The organism is Siminovitchia sp. FSL H7-0308, assembly GCF_037980985.1.
Lineage (GTDB): Bacteria > Bacillota > Bacilli > Bacillales > Bacillaceae_C > Siminovitchia > Siminovitchia thermophila.
In genome coordinates, this window is the sequence record NZ_CP150282.1 from 1,928,802 (window position 1) to 1,951,959 (window position 23,158).

Genomic DNA, 23,158 nt, shown 5'->3' on the forward strand with positions numbered 1-23,158 from the left:
GCCCGTCACAAAGAGGTCCAGTACGAGCGCAAGCGAAGCGAGTGGATGTCGCTGCCTAAGCTGCCAACAGGACGTTTGCGATCATAGTCTTAGCTCCCCTTCTCATCACCGGATTAAAGCACCGCATGAATCTTGTCTATTGAATAACCATTGTTGTTATTCCTGGAATAAAGGTAATGAGTAACAAAACAGTGATCATAATAAGCCAAAACGGCATTAATTTTTTTGCAAGCTGCATGATAGGAACCCCTGAAACATTGCTGGCAACATACATGGACGTGCCAACTGGCGGTGTCAATAAGCCAATTGTAAGGTTAATCACCATTATGATTCCGAACTGTACCATATCCACACCTAAACTCTGGGCAACAGGAGCCAATATAGGAGCCAATAACATAATGGCCGGGCCGCTGTCCAAAAACATACCTACGATTAATAACAGTAGATTGATAATAAGAAGCAACAAGATGGGATTATCGGTTATGCCCAATAGAAAAGCAGTAATCTTTTGCGGAATTTGTTCACTGGATAATAACCACCCAAACAAAGATGTAGAAGCAATGATTGTCGATATGACCGCCGTACTAAGTGCCGCATCGTAGAAAATTTTAGGGATGTCTTTTAATTTGATTTCTTTATAAATAAAGGCACTAATGAAAAAAGCATAAACGGAAATAATCGCTCCGCCTTCAGTCGCGGTGAAAACGCCCCCACGAATTCCTAATATGATGATAACAGGCATTAACAGGGACCAGACCGCTTTTTTAAAGCTTGTCCAAACACCTTTAGCACTTACTTTTCCTTCCTTGGGATAATCCTTCTTGCGTGCCACAAAATAGGAATAAATAAAGAAACCCACTCCAATGGCGACACCTGGAATAATCCCCGCAACGAAGAGATCGCCAATGGATGATTGGGTTGTCACACCATAAATAATTAAGGCAATACTCGGTGGAATAATAAGTCCTATGCTTCCAGATGCTGCCACTAAAGCCGCGGAAAAACCAGCATCATACTTTCTTTTTTTCATCTCGGGAACCATCACCGCTCCCAAAGCAGCCGTATCAGCCACCCCGGAACCAGAAATACCACCCATCATGATCCCACTCGTGGCAACAACATGAGCTAACGCTCCTTTAATATTTCCAAATATGGATAGGGCAAAATCCACAATTCTTTTCGTTATACCTCCGTGGCTCATAATGGAGCCTGCCAGCATAAAAAGCGGGATGGCCATAAACGGAAATGAATCCAATGCTGTAAAAAGGCGCTGACTCAATATAACAAGTGGATAATCTGCTGAGAACATGGCGCCGACAGACGATAGTGCCAAAACAAATCCAATTGGCACCCCCAGTATTAAAAGCACGAGAAATAAGCCAAACAATATTGCCGCCATTACACGCCATCCTCCTTCCCTATGACCACTTGGATTGTTTCACTTAATACAAAATAAATGAGCAGCAGTCCAGAAATTGGAATGACTATGTATACAATATCCATTGGCAAACCTAGTGATGGACTATGTTGTCTCGCTCCCAATTCAACTAAGTTAAATCCACTAATCGTTAAAAAAACGGCAAAAATAAGAACAAGCAGGTTATTAAATACCGCAAGAATTTTTCTGCTCAATCCTTTTAATGCTCGTACTAACATATCCAGGGCAATATGTGAACCGACTTTAATAGCTGCCGCCATACCTAAAAAAGATACCCAAACAAAAGTATATCTACCCAGCTCTTCTGTCCAAGAAAATGGATTGTCAAATACATACCTGGAAACAACTTGAGCTGTAACGACTGCGGTCATTAAAAACATTAAAAAGCCACAAATATAAAACAGTAATTTTACAAGAATACCATCAAGTTTTTTCATGGGAAATCCCCCCAACTATCGAAATGAAAAATGAAGGGAGCAAAGATAGACTCTACTCCCATTACTTTTTATCATTCAAGTTCTTTCATGATTTTATGGTAAAGATCCAGGTCAACTGTTTTTGCAAAGTCCTCATGTGTGGCTCTTGCCGCCTCTGCAAACTCGTCAATATTCGGTTTTGTTACTTCCAACCCTTCACCTTTCATTTCGTCGAGTAATTTCTCAGTTTGCTCACTAACTAATTTATTCTCAAATTCCGTAGCTTTCTTAGCAGCTTGCTCAATTATTTTTTGTTGTTCTTTCGTTAGTTTGGACCAAGTGCTGTCACTCATCGCCAATGTGACATACTCATATTTGTGCGCCGTTAAAGCAATATACTTTTGCACCTCATGAATTCGGCCACCATAAATAAATGGAATCGGGTTTTCTTGTGCTTCTATTACGTTTTGTTCCAATCCTGTATAAACCTCATTCCATGCCATCGTGGTCGGAGCAGCGCCCAGTCCTTTCCATGTATGCTCCATTGCTTTTATTTCTGGTATTCTCATTTTCAAGCCTTGCAGATCATCCAATGTATTGATTGGTTTATTGGCTGTAATATGGCGCGGGCCACGTTCCCAAAAGTCCAATATCCGAATATCGGAAGCTTTTAGAACTCGATCAACAATTTCCTGTCCAACTTCTCCATTGACGATTTTTTGATAATCTTCTTCATTGCGGAAAATATAAGGCAACTCCAATAACTGAATTGAGGGTTCAAAATTCCCTAAAACTCCAGCAATCAAGGCAAAGTCAACCGTTCCTACTTGCAATCCTTCTGCCATATCTCTATCTCCGCCAAGGGTAGAGTTAGGATAAATTTCAATTTTGATTTTTCCATCAGAAGCTTCTTCCACTTCTTCTTTAAACTTTTCAGCTCCATCTTGCCATAGGTCATTTTCTGATTGAATGTGACCTAGCTTTAACACTAACACATCATCTTTTCCATCCTTGGAGGATGACTTATCATTAGAACATCCCGCTATGATGAGACCAACCAAAATCATTAATGCGATTAACTTGTAAGATATTTTTTTCATGATGCTGCTTCCTTCCTGATTATTGATTTACTTCAACGATTACTTTTACTACGTTTTCTTTTTTCTCGCTTAGAATATCCAAGGCTTGTTGTGATTGATTTAGTGGCAAACGCTGCGTTATGAAATCACTAATATCAAGCCCCTCATTGATTAGCTTACATGCTTTTTTAAAGTCTTTTGTTTCATAAGTCATAGCGCCAAACAACGAGATTTCGTTAAAAACAAATTGATATGTATTTACTGGGATTTGCTGCGTAATCATGGCCACAATCCCAACTTCCCCTCTTTTTCTCACAATCGACGCAGCTTGATCCACAATCACCTTGGAATCTGCCGCTACAATCGCTACATCTACTCCCCTCCCGTTTGTAAACTCTAAAATCTTAGCCGCCACATCTTCCTCTAAAGGATTTAAAGCCAATGCAGCTCCATGCCTTTCTGCCATTTTCAAGTTAAATGGCTGAGTATCTGTACAAATAATGTGCTTGTACCCTGCTTCCCTCGCAGCAACCAATGTGAGCAGTCCGATCGTTCCAGAGCCAAGAATAGCAATTGTGTCTCTTTCTGGAACAGAAATTCGCTCGATAGCATGAATTCCAACTGCAAGCGGCTCTATTAAAGTAGCAATTTCGTCACTTATATGATCGGCTATTTTATACACTTTGTTTTGGGGAGCGTTAAAGTAATCAGCAAACGTACCACCCCAGCTCTCCGTTCCGGGAACACATTTATTGCTACATAAATTAATGAGGTTTTTTATACAGTACTCGCACTTGCCACAGCCAATATGTGGTTCAACCGTGACACGATCACCCACTTTAAAATTCGTGACATCATTTCCTATCTTAATGATTTCACCTGCTACTTCATGTCCTAAAACCGCAGGAGGCTTTCTAAATGCATGGGTTCCTTTAAATAAATGCAGATCTGAACCACAGACACCAACTGTTTTCACTTTAATTAATACTTCATCACCCTTTATTTCTGGAATACCAATATCTTGGATTTCCACTTTATTCGGTTCAACTACTACTGCAGCTTTCATCCATTTCCCTCCAACACGTACTAGATTACAAAATATATTATGTATGACATGTTTCACAATTTCATTTTAGCACACAACCAAATGCTTTCTAGCACATATACAGTGTTTTTTGTATCAAATTGAAACATTTTGCGATTTTTACTAACAAAATTTTCCATTGATCTGTTTTAATTTGATACTATAATGAAAATATGGTTAGTATGTTACGATAGGAAAAAGTCAAATAGATGGAGGGAGGCAGCATCATGAATAAAATAAAAATTCTGGTAATTGCGCCGTATAACGGAATGAAAGATCTCATTTGTGAAATTGCCGAAGACATGAAAGAGTTGGAAGTTCACGCTTTTGTGGGAGATATGCTGGATGGCGTAAAAATAGCAGAAGAAAAAAAATACGAGGATTTTGATGTGATTATATCAAGAGCGGGAACTGCTGAATTAATTAAAGAAATAACCCACCTTCCCGTGATTGATATTAAACTTTCCGCAATCGACATGATGCGGGCGATTAAATTAGCTAAAAGTTATTCTGGAAAGTTTGGAATTGTTGGTTTTAAAAGTATAACCGATACAACAAAAGTCATTAGCCAACTAAATCATGGCGAACATCTGGAAATAAAAACGGTGCATTCCATTTCAGAAATCGATGACTGTCTTCATGAATTAATTGAACGCGGTATCAGTTTGATCATTGGTGATGTTATTACTGTCAAGCATGCCAAAAAAATGGGATTAAATACGATACTTGTTACATCTGGAAGAGAAAGTGTCATAACCGCCTTTACCGATATTATCCAGCTGTTTAAGCATATATCCACATTTAAAGAAAAAATTCTGTTAACTCACAACATTATTCGAAACGTGAATGATCATATAATCGCATTTAATGGAAAAAAAGATATCGCATTTTCCAATGTAGATGAACCAAAAGAAATAAAGGAGATGATCATTTCCGAAGCGGAAAAGCACGTCGATATGTTAACGCAAGAAAAGAAAGTAACGATTATGAAGCCATTGGGAAGTGAGTTATACCTTTTCCATGGAAAAATGATCTCATCGAACGGATTAAGCTATCCCACCTTTTACATTAATAAACAAAAATCGAAAATTAAGCCCGTTGACAAGTCGGTTATTTACACAAATGTCTCAGATGAGCCGACTATTCTACTGGATTCTTTGCCAACATCCAATAAATTATTTAAAAAAGTGATTCAAGACGCAAAAACTGTTTCTAAAACAAACATGCCGATCATCTTATTTGGCAAAAAAGGCACTGGAAAAGATACGTTCGCCAAAGCCATCTACCACGGCAGTAATTATCAGAAACAGCCCATGATTATAATTGACGCACATTATATGAATGAAAAAAAATGGAGTGCCATTTTTGAATCAGAAAACTCTCCTTTTCTCAATGAGAACTTTACATTTTATTTCAAAAATATGCATCTGCTAAATGAAGATAGCCAATTGCTTTTAGAATCTTATTTAACTAACACATACGTCCATAAAAGAAATCGTTTTATTTTTTCCTGTATGAGTGGTTATTCCCATTCCTTTGATCAGGGTTCTTTAATGCAATTTATTCAAAATGAATTATCTGCCTTCCCGTTGACTTTGCCTGCCCTAAATGAAAGAAAGGAAGATATTCCCAGTCTGGTAAGTATATTTTTAAGCGATTTAATGCCCAAATATGGAAAGCAAATTCTTGGATTAGAGCCGGAGGCAATCCACCTTTTGCAACATTTTCACTGGACATACAATTTGATCCAGTTGAAACGAATTATTGAAAAAGCCTTTTTATTAACAGATGATTTTTATATCGCTGACGAAACCATCGAAAAGGTGTTGGCTAACGAAAAAATAGAAGAGACTGAGATCATTAATCCAGTCCTCCATGGACATAAAACACTGGATGAAATAAATAAAGAAATTATTGAAAAAGTGTTATCGGATGAAAATTACAATCAATCAAGGGCTGCCCAGCGACTGGGAATAAGCCGCAGTACCCTTTGGAGAAAGCTGAAATATTAAACAGCCTCTCCTGTCAAGCCGGTTGTTTGCGACCGGCTTCCTGTTTGGGTCGCCCTGCTTGTTTAAGCTTTTACAGCCTCCTTTCCATCGGCCATATAACGGGTATGTCAAATTCGGCGCCAAAAAATATGCGGTCCTATTGATCCATAGTGACGATTGGATGGGAACTGTTGAAACTGTATTTCTTTTGAATGGCACTGTTAAAGATTAGTGTAGATATTTGAACCTTTAATAGCTCTGTTAAAGATTAGTGTGATATTTGATACCTTTTCAAAAACGTTGTTATAATTGGAACGGATATCCGCATTGGAGGGTTTAAAGATGAGTAAGGCGTTAGCAATTTATTACATACAGAGAAAGAACGAGTGTTTCAATGAATAAAACGCTATGTTGAACCTTCCTCTACTTCGCTGGTAAGAAGCACGTTTTAAAGAAGGCTTTGAATGCGAAAGTACAAAACATAACACCAAAGAGTTCTATGGACATTCTTTGTTTTTGAAGTGACAGAAATGTATCGCAGTCTACGCTTATCAAAATTCGCTGTATGGTATTTAGTACTCTATCGGAGCAGGATAGTTTAATCATTTTTACTATAAAATATGGTTAAAACACAAAAACAAATGGGTGATTTGCTGATATGAGAAAAATGATGGTTATTGGGGCGTCTGGGGTTCTTGGTAAATTAATTTGTATTGAATTAATACGGGTATTTGATAATCAAATAAAGCTAATAGTAACCGATTATAAAAACGAGAGAGGGAAACAGTTAGCAAATTCTTTGAAAAATGATGTTGAATTCAAATATTTAGATGTAAATAACATTGAGAATGTAAAGCAAGTTATTAAAAATATTGATGTTGTAGTAGTTGTATTAAAACAAAAAAATCCAACTATTCAAGAAGTTTGTATGAATAACAAGATATTATGTGTAGACGTTACCCCATTTTATGACTTTGTAGAGAAAGTAAATATTGTAAATCAAATGGCGGAAAATAATGATACAGGTTCTATTGTAATGTCAGGATTTTTCCCTGGTTTATCAGGATTAATGGTAAAAAAAGCTGTTTCAAATTTCGATGAAATAATAGAAGTTAATGTTGGATTGTTACAAAATACTAATGCTCAAGCAGGAATAACTGGAATGTTAGATATGTTAAAGATTGTTTCTCAACAAGTAAGCTTTGAAAATAAAATGATACCTGGATTTACTAAAAAGAGAAAAATGTATTTTGCTAATCACCTTAAAGAAAAAGAGCTTAGACTTATACATCATTCAGAAAAAATCGTCTTACAAAACCAATTAGCAATTCAATCTATAAATTATTGGACTTGTTGGAATGTTAATGTTTTCAATACATTAGTTTCTTTTCTAAGACAAATTGGATTTATTGAAGTAATTCATAAGTTAAATCATACATTTTTATCCCAAATAGTTAAACATAATCCAAATAAAAATGAAAATGCTTTTCTTACCGTTGAGGTAAAAGGAATCATTAATAACAAAGAGAAGGTAAAAATAGTATCTTTATCTACCTTTTCTGATTATCATACAACAGCAATGGTTACTGCTTCCTTAACAAAAATTGCTCAACAAAAAAAGTTGCAAGGTGTCATTTATCCTTTTGAGGTAGTACATTTAGATGAACTGTTATCTGAAATAAATTGCAGCAACATTGTAGTGGAGGAATTTGAAAAGTAAATTGCTATATTAGTAGACCTGCTAACGTATCCAGCTTTCGACTGAGACTTTACCGCCTAGTCGTTATAGTGCATTTTTCCAAAGTTGTTTTCTTATAAAAATGGTTTCACTAGTGTGATCTGTCCCCTTGAGTATAACGTAAAAATAAGCCCTGCCAGCGATGCAGACAGGGTTTATTTATATCAAGCTACACATCTGCGTTCGCCCGAGCCATAATCTGGTGAATAATCGAGGTTTTCGCATCCGCGTAATGCTGCACATGCCGCCACTTGCGTTGTGCCAAAGCGCGCTTGGCGCGTGCGTATTTGTCCCGATCAGTATGATTGGTCCGCAGCCAATCACGGAAGCGCAGCATTCGTTCGATCTCAGACACTCCTGCGCTGAATACGTGGAGGTTGATATCAATATCGGGTCCCTTGAACAGACGGTGCTCAAACCACTCGGGCTCGCGGATACGCAACATGTAGCCGGCTTCCTCCAAATCCGGGACATAGGCCGCCTCATCGGCTGCATCCGCCACGACCAGCAGCATATCGATAATAGGCTTGGCGCATAATCCTGGCACCGATGTCGATCCGACATGCTCTACAAGCAATGCTTCGTCGCCAAGTACAGTCCGAATCCGGTTCGCTTCTCGTGCGAATAACTTGGGCCAGCACGAATCATACTCGACAAGAGTGATGGGTGCGTTATGCGGTTGCCGCTCTCCCAGCGTGACCTTCTGAAGCTCTTCATCACTCTTGGCTATAAATCTCGAATCATCCTGCATCGCTGACATCTAAACTCCCCCTGCCGGTAAATTAGCTTTCAAGCGTACCATAATAACTGTTTATTGACAATAAATGAACGAATCCATCTCAATCCTCGACTCCATGGTTGGATTGCAGGCAATTCAATCATGCAGTCCTTTTGGTAAAAAGCTATTTTTCAATGGCGTTTTTTCTTTATGAAAAAGATCGACTGGTTATCTTGTATCATCCGGCATATCCTTTAAAAAGTGGCTCTACCCTTTGGGTGGAGTGAGGTGGAATCTCACCCTTCCCAACACTTGACATAGAACCAAAAAAGTGTGGAGCTGCCGAAAGTGGAAAACGATTGGCAAATACAAAGGTTGAAAAAGTATCCTAGCAGGCCTTCTTCCCAAACGGAATGATGCTTTTTTTATGGAGCATGATAGATTGGAAACAAAGACAAGCACTGTTCCAAAAGAAGTTTCTTTTGAAACAGCGCATTTCAATGGCTATTAAATCGTTACATTTCCGCTCCCAAGCCGGTATTCGATTTTACATCCAACTCATCGAATTTCTCAGCTGAAGATTCTGGCTTTGTGATTAATGTGACCACAATAGAGGTGAGGAAGCCTAACGGTATGCTGATGATACCGGGATTGGCCAGCGGGAATATGGCATTTTCCCCCATGACGCTGGGCCCGATAAATACAAGGGTTACAGCACTTACCATTCCGGCAAGCATACCAGCAATTGCCCCGGCTGTATTGAACCTTCTCCAATAAAGAGAGAAAATGATGACCGGCAAGTTGGCGCTGGCACCGACGGCAAAGGCCAAGACAACCAAATAGGCAACATTCATCCCTTTGGCGACAATGCCAAGTGCGATGGAAATGGCTCCGATTGCAAGAGCTGTGTTTCTTGCCACTTTAAATTGCTTTTTACTATCTACCTTTCCACGTTTAATGACGTTTGTATAAATATCGTGGGCAAAAGCACCGGAACCAGCGATAACGAGCCCGGCAACAACAGCGACGATCGTGGCAAATGAAACTGCCGAAATGAGCGACATAAAGATCTCTCCGCCAAGTGTTCCTTCTCCCCCGCCTATAAACTGCGCCAAAAGTGGAGCTGCCATGTTTCCGCCCTGGTCCGCCGCCCGAATGGCATCCGGCCCGACAAGAACCGACGCGGCAAACCCGACAAGAGCGATCATGATGTAGAAGACCCCGATTAAAATCATTGCCCATATTACGGACTTTCTCGCTTCCTGGGCAGAAGGAACCGTGTAAAAGCGAATTAAAATATGCGGCAGGCCCGCTGTTCCCAAAATAAGTGCCATCCCAAGAGACAACAGATCAACCGGATTTTTATACAGCAGTCCCGGAGATAAGAATTCCGCCCCGTTGCTGGCAACGACTTCTCCGAATAAACCTGATATATTGAACTTAAAAATCATCGCTACAAACAAAACGAGAATAAGCGTAGCAAACATTAACAACACCGCTTTAATGATCTGTACCCAGCTAGTGGCAAGCATGCCGCCGAGCATGACATATAAGATCATTAAGGCCCCAATCAAAATAACCGATATTTCGTACGGTATTCCCACCAATAGCTGGATGATGCCTCCCGCTCCCACCATTTGGGCAACCATATAAAACAATGTTACTACTAATGTGACCGTGGCAGTCATCATTCTGATGGGCCGCTCTTTGAGTCGTGACGCCAGCACGTCTGCCACAGTAAATTTCCCTGAGTTTCTAAGTGGTTCCGCTACGACATATAACACAATGACATAGCCAACCATCCATCCTACGGCATACAAAAAGCCGTCATACCCGTTCAATGCAACCAGCCCGGCAATGCCCAGAAAAGAGGCAGCACTCAAATAGTCGCCGGATATGGCAAGACCATTTTGCCATCCTGTCAGAGAACGGCCGGCTGTATAAAAATCAGAAGTACTTTTATTTCGTTTGGCCGCCCACAGCGTAATATAAATGGTTGCTGCTACAATTGCCACAAATAAAATAATGCCGAATGAATGCGCTCCCATATTTATGCCCCCTTTTGATGCCTGTACTTTTCAACGAGTGCTTTTGCTTTTTGATCAAAGCCTTTTGCTTTCAAGAAATAAACAAAGGCCAGTGCCCAAGCAACAAAATACAGGGACACCCCAAATAAATATCCGAATGTAATATTGCCAAAAAGGAATTTGCTCATTAACGGTTTCGCATATGCGGCCATTAATGGAAACGATAAATACAAACAGAAAAACAAAATAACGATTGGCCAAATAAATTTCATCTTGGAACGCTTTAATTCGACAAATTCTTTTGTGCAGGCGATTTTATCATAATTTGCCACTCTTTTGCACCCCCTATTATTAAAAATTTGTGAAAAAAGATTAATATAACTATATACAAAAAAGGGAGTGTGGTGGCATTATCGTCGTGATTTGCCTGAATATTTGTGCGAGTGGCATAAATATGTTTGCAAACGGTTACATTTATTCTTCAAGAATTTGGAACAACTTTTTTTGGGCATGGCGGCTTACTGGTATGCTCGTTTCTTTCCCATCCTTTAAAATCAAATTATAGGCACCGTTAAACCACGGCTTGATCTCCTGAATATAATCCAAGTTGACTAAATAGCTCCGGTGGGGACGAAAAAAAGGATAGCCTTTCAGTCTGTCTTCCAGTTCTTGAAGTGTCATTCTGCCGTGAAACAGCTCGTCTTTCGTATGAATTTCCACAACTCGCTCTACTCTCGTTGCGTAGCAAATGGTGTCAGGAGACAATACGACTACCCGCTCCCCATCATCGATCAACAACTTGGATTTCGTTTTGGAATTTACCGAACCACGGCTTTTTTCTTTTTGGGCGGCTTCTTGATTCAGCCTGCGCACCACCCTCTTAATCGCTTGCTTTAACCGTTCCTGATCATAAGGTTTTAATAAATAGTCCACTGCTTCCACTTCAAATGCGTCAACCGCATAATCATCATACGCAGTCGTAAATATAAAAAGTGGCGGGATTTTTTCTTTTTTAAAAATTTCTTTTGCCACGTGTACCCCGGACATTTTCGGCATTTGAATATCCAAAAAAACAACATCCGGTTTATATTTTTCATATAATTCCAGCAATTGTTCACCTGTTTCTGCGCTGGGACATAAAACAAGGCCCTCTTCCTGCTGCAACAAGTAAATGAGCTCTTCCCTTGCGAGGCGCTCATCTTCAGCAACCATTACCCTGATCATTAGGCCAGATGCCTCCTTTCTTGAGAAATAAGCGGAATATCAAAAAACACTTCGCATCCGCCCTTTGGGTGATTTCGAATCTGAAGTCTCGAATCCTCACCAAGCATTCCAATTAACCGTTGATTCACATTATACAAACCTGTGCCGCCTTCCCGCTCACTCTCGATCGGCGCATGTCCCGCACGGGAAAGTAATGTGCTCGAAAATCCTATTCCATTATCATACACAGTTATTCGAAGCTTCCCATGCATCTCTTTCATATCAATCCTTATGATTCCTCCTTTGGCAACGTTTTTTAATCCATGATGAATGCTGTTTTCCACTAAGGGCTGGATGGTTGATGGAGGAAGAAGTGCCTCCCCTTTTCCTTCATAAGGAGAAAAACTGATCGTAACCCGATCCAAGAATCGCGCTTGAATAATGGCTATATATGATTGGACATGTTCACATTCCTTTTTCAGTTCAACAAGAGAATTCGCAGCCAGGCGCAGATTAAATCTCATGAAACTTCCAAGCTGCACTGTTAAATGCCTTGCTTTTTCGGGATCCGTCCGAAAAAGAGTGGCGATCAAATGCAGTGTATTAAAGAGGAAATGAGGATTAATTTGGGCTTCCATATTTCTAAGTTCCGCATCACGGATGAGCGTTTGCAACTTTTCGGATCTCGCGACCGCAAGCTGATTAGACAATAATTTGCCGAGACCTTCAGCCAACACAATTTCCACGGCTCTTATATGCTGTGATTTTCTAAAATATAGATGGATCAATTGTATTGTTTTATTTGCTTCTTTTATCGGCAGAACAATGACCGCCTGTAGCGGGCAGTGGGGATGCGGGCAATGGATATGTTCTTTCGTATAAGCCACTTTCACTTCTCCCGTCCGCATCACTTCTTCGGCAACATCATCCTGCAGGGGGTCTCCGGTCTGGTGATGATCGTCCCCAAGGCCCACATAAGCCAATACTTTCTCACAATTGGACACCGATACCGCAGCCACTTTCAACCTTTTATACAACAACTCCGCTATTCCCCGAGCCATGTCAATCTGCGACTCTTTTTTCAAATATGGGAGCGCATCTTCTGCAATGGTAAGCGCCCTTTTGGTTTCTGAAGCTGCCTCCCGCTCCTGTTCATTAATCGCAGCGGCAATCATGGCAGTAAAGATGGCAATGGCAACACTGTTCGAAAAAACAAGCGGCAAGCTTACTTGATCGACAACATGTAAAATAAAAGCGGAATGGGGATTAAATATAAGCAGAAGTCCCATTTGTAAAATAGGTGGAAAGATGCCAATAAAAAGGGCCTTTAAAGGAGAAATGACCCGTTCCTGCGCAAAAAATCTGGCAGTCATTCCAACTAACAGACCTGTAAGAATATTAACCAGGCAGCTTGCCGAATAGCCCATTCCGCCAAGGAAAAAGAGGTGGATGCCGGCAATCCATCCTGCCCCCATACCAACGGCCGGCCCGCCTAACAGTCCGGCTATGACAATGGGAACAAGACTTGAGCTGACAAGTAATTGGTCATCCTCAACAGGAGAAAAGATAAAATTTGAGACGATTTCCCCATCCTCAAAAACGACACCCGATATTGTACCCACAATACCGAACAACCCGTAAATAACCGAATGCACAATTGTCGTTTTGACATCCATTTCCCGATCCAACAAAGATCGAAAGCCGGGAATTCGTGAAACTAAAAAAGCGGATATTAACAAAAGCCCGAGCCGCTGCACCAATATCATTGTCAAGAATCCCACCAGCCACGCCCCCTTGTGTCAATTCCGGTTTGAGCGCGCACGAAAGTTCTGGCAAATTGGTGTGCGTCTTCTTTTTTTCGCGATAAATATGTTCCTGCAACCGCCCCGATAAATCCGGCGGGAATGGCAATGATTCCAGGGTTTTCCAGTGGAATAAGAGCTTCCCTTGCGATCCATCCACTCTCGATATTCATAATATGCGGCCCAAAAGATACAAGAATGATGGATGTAATAAACCCGCAAAACATGCCGGCCAATGCCCCAGCCTCATTAAAGCGCTTCCAGTACAGTGTAAATATGATGACGGGCAAGATACTGGAGGCGGCAATGACAAAAGTCAGGGAGACGAGAAATGTAACGTTGATGTTTTCCAACCCGAGCGAAAATATAGTTGCCACAAGACCAATGCCCACAGCCGCGACTTTTGCCATTCTGAGCTGCTGCTTTTCTGTTGCAGTGCCTTTTTTAATGATATGGTGATATACATCATGCGAAAGAGCAATTGTTGCCGATATGACAAGGCCAGTAACAACGGCTACAATCGTTGTAAATGCCAAAGCAGAAATAAAAGCAAGCAAAAAGTCTCCCCCCAGCACTTTGGCAAGCAAAGGAGCGGCGAGGTTTCCAGTCGGGTCCGCGGCGACAAGCTGCTTCCAATTCACCAATGCCACAGTGCCCAAGCCCAAAATGAGTGTCATCACATAAAAACAACCGATGATCCACGTGGCAGTGATAACAGACTTTCGTACCTCCACGGTGTTTTTCACCGTAAAAAACCTGATCAGAATATGTGGCAAACCGGCGGTACCCAGTATGAGCGCCATTTGTAATGAAAACATTTCCAAAAAATCATGAAATAAGTTTCCTGGAACGAAAAACTGGTCAGCAAGCGGCGTTCCCAACTTTACCTGGCGAATTAGTTCAGCCACTTGCCAATCAAAACGCGCCAACACGAGCAAAGAGACAAGAAATGTTCCTGACATGAGCAGGACTGTTTTGATAATTTGCACCCACGATGTCGCAACCATTCCGCCCAGAATGACATATACAGTCATTAAGCTTCCAATGATCAATACTGATATCGAATAATCAATACCGAGCAGCAAGCGAATCAACAGTCCCGATGCGACCAGTTGCGGTATCATATAAAATAAAGAAACAAAAAACGTTCCCCCTGCCATCATCAGCCGGATTTTATCACTGGGAAAGCGGCTGCAGATGACATCTCCGAGAGAATATTTCCCCAAATTTTTGACAGGTTCCGCAACAAGAAATAACACAAATAAATACGACGCCAGAAAACCAATGGAATATAAAAAGCCGTCATAACCATGAAGAGCAATGGCACCCGTAATGCCCAAAAAAGAGGCAGCACTTATATAATCCCCCGCGATGGCCAGTCCATTTTGCACCCCTGTCAAATGGCCGGACGCCGTATAAAATTGAGATGTTGTTTTATCACGCATTGCGGCCCAGTGCGTAATAATGAGTGTGCATATGATGATACAAAGAAAAAAGAAGAAGTAAATATAATTCATTACCCATTCCCCTGTTTCAACAATTCAACCATCTTATCGTATCTTTTTAATTTTCTGTAATAGATCCAGCCAAGCAGCCAGGTCATGATAAATTGCAAAAAAGCGAAAATCCACCACCATGGAATGAATGAAACCTTATCCCCTACAACAATGAACTGGGGGAACAACCAAATGAACAATGGCAAACTGAAATAAAAAATCATGAAAAATAACGTAACCACTAAAAGAAAACGAGCCTTTTTCTTCATCAATTCCAGAAAGATTTCTTTTTCTTTCAAAGCCTGCACCACCAGACTCTTACATATATTTTACCAAAAAACATCCCAATATAAAGAATTTTTCAACTGTAGCCATTATTAGATTATACCATAATATTGAGAAAAAGAGATTGCTCTTTTCAACCCGAAAGTAAACAGACGAAAAAACAAATCGTCTGAGCCACCGCCTCATTTCGCATTTAAAGAAACTGACGGATGCTACGTCTTTGATCGCCAAAGCTCCCCATCGCTAATAACCAAATTTCTCACCGCCATAAAAAAGCTCCCCTGGTTAGTTTCTCCAAGAGAGACATGAAACAAGGCGTATAATCAGGATGTATACATACAGGTTCTTGCACATGAAGTGGGAAAAGGAGACACTCCGAGAAGTTAGCAACTCGAGTGAACATACAGGTTCTTGCACATGAAGTGAGTGCGGAATGATTTTTAAAACAAGCTGTTGCGGTGGACTCTTGATATATGAAAAATTTGAGGATACTTGGTGCCGATCTTCTTCACTCGTTTCTTCTATCCGTGTAATGCGCAAATGGAGTTCTTAGGGGTTAAAAACGCTCTGCTCACTTCTATTTATGGCCCGGACAGTCAATTTTAGAAATAGGGAAATGGTTATTTTTATCTGAATATCGAACAATACAGCACATATTGACTTTATCGTTTTTGGAATTGTCTAGGTTGGGGAATCGTGTTGTTCCTTTAAAAAGAGGAACAATCGCGACTGAACAAAACGAGATGGCGTGAAAATGGTCACCAAGCACAGTTGATAGCCTTTGATGACAGAGGCTGTCCAATAGGTCGATTTTTCGGCCTTTGGACGCCTTCTGTACACTTTTAGGTCAGGTTGTTTTGCCTGGACTTCTTCTGCTGGGCCGCCACTTTCTGTGGCATCAGCTCTTCGGATATTTCGACGAAAGCATTTCGATTATTGAACATTCCACCCATTTTCTCCATTCCGGGAATGTTTTTATCTTTCATAAAGTCCTGGATGCGGCGCATATATTGCCCATTCCGATATTGGGTCAAGCCGTAAATGGCCGCACCGATTCCCAATGTGGCCAATAAAGAAGTCCACATTCTCCTCATAGAAATCCATCTCCTCCGGAATTTGGTCATTCAAAGCTTTTTTGCTTTGACATTTTTATTGTTTCTAGATTCCCGTATCATTATCCGGGTAAGTTCCAGGAGGAATCATCCAGCTTATGAAGAAGTGTGGTCACTTTTTTGAGGATCGATCTGCGGCAACGGTTGATCTGCGGGACCTTCCAGCACTTGTCCGTCATAAGAAAAGCGTGACCCATGGCACGGGCAGTCCCACGTTGTTTCCGCACTGTTCCAATTCACCTCACACCCCATATGGGTACAAGTTGTATCAACAACGTACAGCTTTCCGTCCGGTGTTTTATAAGCCCCGGCCCTTTTACCCTTGATCGAAATCGCCGCACCTTCGCCACTTTGAATATCTTTGATTTCTTTATCCGGCAATTCCAGTTTGCCTCCAACCAATTGGCCGGCAACGTTGATATTTTCCTTGATGATTTTTTTTAGGCTTGGATCGGCTTTGAATCTGGAAGGAGTATAGAGATGTTCATATCTGTTTTCTTTTCCCATTATTAAATCCCTAATGATAAACCCGGAAAGTGTTCCATGGGCCATTCCCCATTTGCGAAACCCGGTAGCGATAAACATATTTGGCTGAGTTTGAGATACCCTTCCAATATAAGGCACTTTATCTGGTGTAATAAGATCTTGCGCAGACCATTTGTACAGGATTTCTTTGGCCTGAAATACATTCATTGCTTCTTGCTTCAATGCTTCATAATGATCTTTTTCGGGAATCCCCTGACCCGTTTTGTGATTCTCTCCGATAACCAGCAGCATTTCTTCCCCATTAATAGTGACACTGCGAAAGGACCGTGTCGGCTTACCGGCAGTAATGTACATTCCCCCGGGAAAAGAAACTTCCGGACGAACTGCCAATACATAAGACCGATCAGGAAAAAGGCGCGCAAAATATCCTTTTCCATCGTGAAAAGGAAAGTGCGAAGCGGAAACAACATATTTGGCTTGTACTTTCGTATTATTTTTCATCCGGATGACAAGAGGATTGTCTTGCTCCATCCTCATCGCAACCGTCTGTTCAAATATTCGAACACCTTTTTTCTCCAAATTTTGAACAAGATGGATTAAGTATTTGAGCGGGTGAAATTGCGCCTGATTTTTCATCACAATCGCCCCAGACGTCTGAACCGGCAGGGGTATTTTATCGACAATACCGCCTTCAATGCCCAATTTTTCATATGCTTTGGCTTCTTTCTCCAGTTTTTGCCGTTCGCTCTCTTTCGTTGCATAAACGTATGCATCTTCTTTCTTGTAATCACAGTCAATTTGATGCTTCCGGATATAATTTTCTATGAAATGGGCGGCCTCCATATTGGCCTCAAAATACAGCTTTGCCCCACTTTGACCAAAATGACTGATTAGTTCATCATAAATCAATTCATGCTGGGCAGTCACCTTCGCAGTTGTGTGTCCGGTTGTTCCATTCATTAAGCGAGTGGATTCAAACAATGCCACTTGAAAGCCTTCTTCGGCCAATAAATGGGCGGTTGTGATGCCAGTAATTCCTCCACCAATGACCGCCACTTCCACACTCATATCATGTTCAAGCTGGGGATATGAAGGAATATTCGTTGAATCAACCCAAAATGATTTCGGGTCTTTCGGAATGTTTAGCCCCTTTTTTCCTTCATTCATGTTCAAGTCTCCTCCTTCCAACACTCTCTTTAAACAATTCCCCCATTTCACGAGAAATATGTATATTTGGGCAGATTTATTTGTTTGTAAAAACAATGCACGATCAGTTCCCAAACCTTTCGACAATGGCCCAGTTTGGCTTGTATACTAGAGACTGAAGCATGTTCATCCTCTGCACCAATTTGTATATTTCTATCCACAATAAAAAACCCGTCCCGAAATTCAGGACGGATCGTCTAAAACCATTACGTGATAACAGGTAAAACCCTTGTTTCCTGTTCCATTTCCGATTTGCAAATGGGACAAATCGTTTTATTTTCTGAAGAAAAGGCATCCCTCATCCAACATGAACATTGTTCATTCGTACATGACCAAACAATTGTTTCCTCTTCAGGTACCGGCTCCTGAGGCCCTCTTCTATAAGCCATGATCGCTAGATCCCCTTTCTTATTCATCACTTCTATTATACCCTATTTACGCAAGAAAAAAATGTAGGGTGGAATGGATTCCTTCGGGGATTCTCGACATATCCTGGAAACATGAAGCCATTTATGATGAATTATACCGGTACCGCCATTTTTCCAACCTGTCCCTGGTTCATGGTTTAACAACTGAAAGAACCGTCCTGTCTCCTTATTAGCAGGTTATTGATGAACATCTCCGCTGAAAAATAAAAGAAGCTACAGGTTATTGTTCTTCCTCAGAATCATTTAAATCAACCGTTATCTCATTTCGACTAATGAAAAAATTCACATTCCACCTTGGATGGATCTTAAACTCTTGGTTTTCATTTAAAATAGCGTGTATTTCATTATTCATAAAAAAATGCATTTCGTTATTGTAATGAATATTCAAGCTTTTGAACTTTGTTTGTTTCATCTTCTCACTTCTCCCCTATGAAAAAAACGATAAAATTCTTTCCATTCTCTTCTACAATTTCATTGGATTTTTTAAAAAGATGATTGCATACGTCTCTCCATAAAATTGATGCTTAAGAAGCTTAGTGTCCGCCTATAAACACTTCCTCCATATACATCTTCAGCAGTGCAATATGTAAGTTATGTAGATTTTTTATAATCTTAATCCCAACAGCTTTTGCCATGCTATTTTAGAAAAACGCTGTCTGTCTTTATAGCGTTTCAGGAGAGACTATCCTTGCCGCTTGCTAATCTCTTCGTTAATCATTTCTTCTTCACATCACTCGTTTACTTGGTGTGTATACCCATCGGTCTTTCTTTTTTTAAAATTCTAATGATACTGCTTTTAACATTTATAAATTCCAAAATCTTTTAGCTTCAGACATTAGCAACTCTAATTCACTCTTATTATCATTTATTATCTTCTCACTATCTGGATCACTTTCAATAGGTCTCAATTCTTCATCAACCGTTATACCGACGGAAGCCTCACCACCAATATGGACTAGAACTCCGTATTCATCATTATCATCTAAAAAGGATGGCCAAATAATGACTGAATTATCGGATTCTAAATCCGTAATAGTTAGATTTCCAGACCAACTTAAGTAAATTGGTTTGTCAACATAATAGGAATATTCATCCTTTTCTAAAAAGAAATCACCATGCTGATCTTTCGACATGTTTTCTGTCAATTGATTATAGGTGGTTGCTATTGTAAAGTACCAGACTGAATTCCATATTATAAACAATAGTAGAATGAATATGAATACTCCAGTAATCCATCTTTTTTTTTTCATAAAGAAACCACCCTTTTAAACTGACTCTTCACGAATTCATCATGAGTAACGAGAATAACTGTTTTTCCCTGCTTATTCATATTTTTTAAAATGTCCAAAACGATTTTTGTATTGGCTTGATCAAGTGAACCTGTTGGTTCATCCGCTAAAATCACATCACATTTTTTGAGCATGAGCCTCGCTAATGCTACCCTTTGCTGCTCTCCCCCCGAAAGGGTATAGATTTTGTTTTCTATTTTTTCTTCCATACCTACAGATCTAAGGGCCTCTACAATGGACAATTCACTTCTCGATCCTTTGCGAATCATTTTAAGATTTTCTTTTACAGTTTTATTATCAACTAAAGCAAAATTTTGAAATAAAAACCCCACTTTTTCTCTAAAATATTTGAGATGTACCTTTCTTTTACTTACATCTAGCCCATCAACAATTACTTTCCCAGAATCAAATGGTTCCAATGCACCAATAATATTTAATAAAGTTGTTTTACCACAACCGCTTGGTCCTGAAAAAACAACAAATTCTCCATCGTCAATGGAAAGGCTAAAATCTGAAAAAATCATGTTACCATCATATCTCTTTAATAAATTTCTTATTTCAATCATAGATTGCCACCCTTTAAAATTTTAGGAACCTGCGCCCTCTCAACCTTAGAAATACAATAAAAAATAGCAGATAGTTCTAGTAACAATATGATAAATCCTATTGCTAACACGCTCCTAATTTCGGTTAATCCAAATTTCCAACCCACTAAAGCAGAAATTATTGTACTCATGACTGTAATAATTATTGTCAAAAAAATTAACCTTTTGTTCTTCTCTATCATGCTATGCCCCAGAATTTTTTTTACTGAAAACTCCAACGCATGTAAATTATACTCTAGTCTAATAACCAAACTTAAAATTAAAAACTCTAAAAATAATATTAAAAGACTAAAAGCTATATTTATATATAAAATTCTCATTGCTTTTTTTAATTGTTGTTTGTAGTTTTCATATACATTCGTCTTAATAAAAATTTGATCTGTAAGTTGATTTTCCTTTATAAAGCGTGTTAATTCGGTATCGGAAGGTTTATACATTGTTTCTAATAAATAACTTTTAAAATCTGTTCCTATGGGTTCCTGAATGTTGTTTGCAGGGAAATTGTTAAGAAACACAATTGGATTATCAACTATCTTCGTTTCATAAACATCTCCCTTTTTCATTTTGATTAATTCAATATTTTCTTCGTAGTAAATGATAGAATACTCACCGTATGAAGGATTTATATTTTCACCTTCGAAAATTCTCTCAATATCTTTTAATATGTTAGGGTTATTCCTTAATTTATTATGTATTAGAAAATAAAAGGGTTTATCGAGTTTATTATTTCCCAATTCACTTATTTGTTCTGATATATAATTCAATGAATTACGATTAGCTTGAATTATTTCATATTGAAGACTCATGGAGTATTCAGAGAGAACAATAGGGTTAAATTTATTGAAAAAGTTCCTGTAAAATTTTTCATTTATTATAGCATCTTCATCAGTCTTAGGGTCTATTGATCCATCGCTATTCTCTATAGGTAGATAGCCGAATTCAATGTAGTAATAATCAGCATGATTCTCAAAGAAATCCTTTTGTTTATATAGATTTAATGATTGAGATATGACGGCAAAATTACTTGAAAGAATAAGTACAACGAAAATAATTGACAAGGATTTTAAAAAATATGTCACAGTGAAAATTCTCTTTAGATTTGCACCATTAGAGAAAGCCTCTTTTAAATTTTGAAAGTAAAAATGAAAATATAAAACACTGTTTATAACAAGTAAAATGCATAACATCTTTATAGAAATATTAAGTGTGGGTGTAACTTCAGTATACTGTGATAAAAATAACATTTGAAGTGAAAAGATCATTAAAATCACAATTGTATCTATTAAAATATTTCCCGAGATAATTTTACTAATTCTTTCTCCGAAAGAAACCTTTATCATGACTTCTTTTTTTTGAAGGTTTATGTCATAAATAGTCATTAAGGCAATTACAAAAATAATGATTACCCAAATGGAAATTGTTAAATTTTGCTGCTCATTATCTATAAAACCATCCTTTGGGTGGTTTCCAGCATATTTGTTAATCAAGTCCATTTTGAATTGGTGAATATTATTTTTATTTCCAATTAAATAATAGTTCCTGATGTTACCAACTTTTTGCAACTCTTCAATTTTTTTAAATTCAAAACTCATATCTCCTAAGAAAAGGCTTGAATATCTTTTCTCAAAAATTCGAGACTTCTCGTTGATACTTTTTTCTGCATCCTCGGTTCCATAGATAGTATATTTTGAATAAAAAATATTAAGGGGGGAGTATTCGAAAACAAAAAAGTCAACGGAATTTTTTGTTGCAGCCTCTTGTACATCATGGAGCAGTTCAGCATCACTTATCCCTTTTTGAGGATATATAGTTGTATTTGGATACTCATTATAAAAGTTATTCAATCGAAACATATAACTTTCTCCGATAGCTAGTAAGGCAACGAAAATTAAACAAAAAATGACTGCATACTTAATTATTTTCAAAACTCCGCCACTCATTTCTACTTAGTTTTTTACCTCTTATTTAAACTTTATATATCTCAATAACTATAAGAGTATGTTACAGTATTTCCGCTATGTCTAACTTCCTTAGAATAATACCCTAAAACTGGATTCCATGAAGCAGTGAATGTACCATTTGCATTTTTCAGTTTCGCGGTAATTTTTCTTTTAGGATGCCAAGCGTGGACAAAATCTTCATTAATTTCAAGTGTATTGAATCCGTATTTAAATATCCAGTTTTATCCACTGTTACTTTTTTTACTCCAGGCTTTTTTGAAATTATTGGTAACTGTAAAGCAATGCGAGAGGTTTATGACAAGAAACGTGAAGAAGGAAAGCCTTTCTAAGTACGTGTTAGAACTCGACTAGGGACTTGAACACAGAAGGCATAAATTCGTCCGGTACGGAGATTCTACGTCCGAACGAAAAGAGCAGGCGACCGTGTTATGAAATCCATAACCTCGTTTATTGAGGCAAAACTTAAATTAAAAGTAAATCCTCATAAATCTAAGGTTGATCGTCCATGGAGAAGGAAGTTTCTGGGATTCGGCTTCACTAATAACCACGAACCTAAGGTTCGCATTGCTAAAGAAAGCATAGCTATAATTGATAAAATATTTCGATCATTTATAATTACACCATGTGAATTCGCTCGAAATATCAACTCCATTTTTCTGTCATATTTTGTCGCACCAGAACCTTTTAACCAGTATTGACACTAATAGGGTTGATTGTTATGTTGGTATCAATACATAATCTATGTACTAAAAAGTATAAGGAGTCGAGTCCACAATCTTATGTAAAATAGCCTA

20 protein-coding genes and 1 pseudogene are annotated in these 23,158 nt (G+C 38.9%); 3 read left to right on the plus strand and 18 right to left on the minus strand.

Annotated features, from left to right (window positions below):
• Positions 1–136: 136 nt before the first annotated feature.
• The 4 genes from MHB50_RS09185 to MHB50_RS09200 all read right to left on the minus strand — a co-directional run bounded on the left by MHB50_RS09185 (position 137) and on the right by MHB50_RS09200 (position 3,999).
• On the minus strand, positions 137–1,399 hold the full coding sequence (locus MHB50_RS09185) for a TRAP transporter large permease (protein WP_340085172.1): 1,263 nt from the start codon (positions 1,397–1,399) through the stop codon (positions 137–139).
• Complete coding sequence (locus MHB50_RS09190) at positions 1,399–1,875, minus strand: TRAP transporter small permease (protein WP_340085173.1); 477 nt, start codon at positions 1,873–1,875, stop codon at positions 1,399–1,401. The genes MHB50_RS09185 and MHB50_RS09190 overlap by 1 nt, the downstream gene beginning before the upstream one ends.
• 71 nt (positions 1,876–1,946) lie before the next feature.
• Positions 1,947–2,954 (minus strand): TRAP transporter substrate-binding protein, encoded by a 1,008-nt coding sequence (locus MHB50_RS09195; protein WP_340085174.1) that lies wholly within the window; start codon positions 2,952–2,954, stop codon positions 1,947–1,949.
• Between the two features lie 19 nt (positions 2,955–2,973).
• Positions 2,974–3,999, minus strand: coding sequence for an alcohol dehydrogenase catalytic domain-containing protein (locus MHB50_RS09200; protein WP_077113045.1), 1,026 nt, complete (start codon positions 3,997–3,999; stop codon positions 2,974–2,976).
• 245 nt (positions 4,000–4,244) lie between these two features.
• On the opposite strand from MHB50_RS09200, the gene MHB50_RS09205 reads away from it, so the two are divergent.
• Positions 4,245–6,029: a PrpR N-terminal domain-containing protein gene (locus tag MHB50_RS09205; protein WP_340085175.1), complete on the plus strand. Its 1,785-nt coding sequence runs from the start codon at positions 4,245–4,247 to the stop codon at positions 6,027–6,029.
• A 637-nt stretch (positions 6,030–6,666) separates the two neighbouring features.
• Positions 6,667–7,728, plus strand: a complete 1,062-nt coding sequence (locus tag MHB50_RS09210; protein WP_340085176.1) for a saccharopine dehydrogenase NADP-binding domain-containing protein — start codon at positions 6,667–6,669, stop codon at positions 7,726–7,728.
• A gap of 187 nt (positions 7,729–7,915) precedes the next feature.
• Here the strand turns inward: MHB50_RS09210 and MHB50_RS09215 are convergent, their stop codons facing one another.
• The 14 genes from MHB50_RS09215 to MHB50_RS09280 form a co-directional block, all read right to left on the minus strand.
• Positions 7,916–8,506 (minus strand): GrpB family protein, encoded by a 591-nt coding sequence (locus MHB50_RS09215; RefSeq protein WP_083717647.1) that lies wholly within the window; start codon positions 8,504–8,506, stop codon positions 7,916–7,918.
• A 473-nt stretch (positions 8,507–8,979) separates the two neighbouring features.
• Positions 8,980–10,512 carry a cation acetate symporter gene (locus tag MHB50_RS09220; protein WP_077113042.1) on the minus strand — a complete coding sequence of 511 codons (1,533 nt, stop codon included), beginning with the start codon at positions 10,510–10,512 and terminating at the stop codon, positions 8,980–8,982.
• A 2-nt stretch (positions 10,513–10,514) separates the two neighbouring features.
• Complete coding sequence (locus MHB50_RS09225) at positions 10,515–10,823, minus strand: DUF485 domain-containing protein (RefSeq protein ID WP_077113041.1); 309 nt, start codon at positions 10,821–10,823, stop codon at positions 10,515–10,517.
• A 142-nt stretch (positions 10,824–10,965) separates the two neighbouring features.
• Positions 10,966–11,715: a LytTR family DNA-binding domain-containing protein gene (locus MHB50_RS09230; protein ID WP_077113040.1), complete on the minus strand. Its 750-nt coding sequence runs from the start codon at positions 11,713–11,715 to the stop codon at positions 10,966–10,968.
• Positions 11,715–13,475: a LytS/YhcK type 5TM receptor domain-containing protein gene (locus MHB50_RS09235; protein WP_083717646.1), complete on the minus strand. Its 1,761-nt coding sequence runs from the start codon at positions 13,473–13,475 to the stop codon at positions 11,715–11,717. The genes MHB50_RS09230 and MHB50_RS09235 overlap by 1 nt, the downstream gene beginning before the upstream one ends.
• On the minus strand, positions 13,463–15,013 hold the full coding sequence (locus tag MHB50_RS09240; protein ID WP_077113039.1) for a cation acetate symporter: 1,551 nt from the start codon (positions 15,011–15,013) through the stop codon (positions 13,463–13,465). The genes MHB50_RS09235 and MHB50_RS09240 overlap by 13 nt, the downstream gene beginning before the upstream one ends.
• Positions 15,013–15,291 carry a DUF485 domain-containing protein gene (locus MHB50_RS09245; protein ID WP_083717645.1) on the minus strand — a complete coding sequence of 93 codons (279 nt, stop codon included), beginning with the start codon at positions 15,289–15,291 and terminating at the stop codon, positions 15,013–15,015. The genes MHB50_RS09240 and MHB50_RS09245 overlap by 1 nt, the downstream gene beginning before the upstream one ends.
• An 828-nt stretch (positions 15,292–16,119) precedes the next feature.
• Entirely contained in the window at positions 16,120–16,371 is a 252-nt protein-coding gene (locus MHB50_RS09250; protein ID WP_340085177.1) for a hypothetical protein, read from the minus strand.
• Positions 16,372–16,485: 114 nt separating this feature from the next.
• Positions 16,486–18,042, minus strand: a complete 1,557-nt coding sequence (locus MHB50_RS09255) for an FAD-dependent oxidoreductase (RefSeq protein WP_340085178.1) — start codon at positions 18,040–18,042, stop codon at positions 16,486–16,488.
• 245 nt (positions 18,043–18,287) lie between these two features.
• On the minus strand, positions 18,288–18,470 hold the full coding sequence (locus tag MHB50_RS09260; RefSeq protein ID WP_077113036.1) for a cold-shock protein: 183 nt from the start codon (positions 18,468–18,470) through the stop codon (positions 18,288–18,290).
• A 259-nt stretch (positions 18,471–18,729) separates the two neighbouring features.
• On the minus strand, positions 18,730–18,921 hold the full coding sequence (locus tag MHB50_RS09265; protein WP_340085179.1) for a hypothetical protein: 192 nt from the start codon (positions 18,919–18,921) through the stop codon (positions 18,730–18,732).
• Between the two features lie 391 nt (positions 18,922–19,312).
• A complete protein-coding gene (locus MHB50_RS09270; protein WP_340085180.1) occupies positions 19,313–19,759 on the minus strand; it encodes a hypothetical protein in 447 nt (148 codons plus the stop codon).
• Positions 19,756–20,364, minus strand: coding sequence for an ATP-binding cassette domain-containing protein (locus tag MHB50_RS09275; protein WP_340085181.1), 609 nt, complete (start codon positions 20,362–20,364; stop codon positions 19,756–19,758). Before MHB50_RS09275 ends, MHB50_RS09270 begins: the two co-directional genes overlap by 4 nt.
• A complete protein-coding gene (locus MHB50_RS09280) occupies positions 20,361–22,328 on the minus strand; it encodes a hypothetical protein (protein ID WP_340085182.1) in 1,968 nt (655 codons plus the stop codon). The genes MHB50_RS09275 and MHB50_RS09280 overlap by 4 nt, the downstream gene beginning before the upstream one ends.
• 357 nt (positions 22,329–22,685) lie before the next feature.
• Here MHB50_RS09280 and MHB50_RS09285 point away from each other — a divergent pair.
• A pseudogene (locus tag MHB50_RS09285) lies at positions 22,686–22,945 on the plus strand (group II intron reverse transcriptase/maturase); the annotation flags it as partial.
• Between the last annotated feature and the right edge of the window lie 213 nt (positions 22,946–23,158).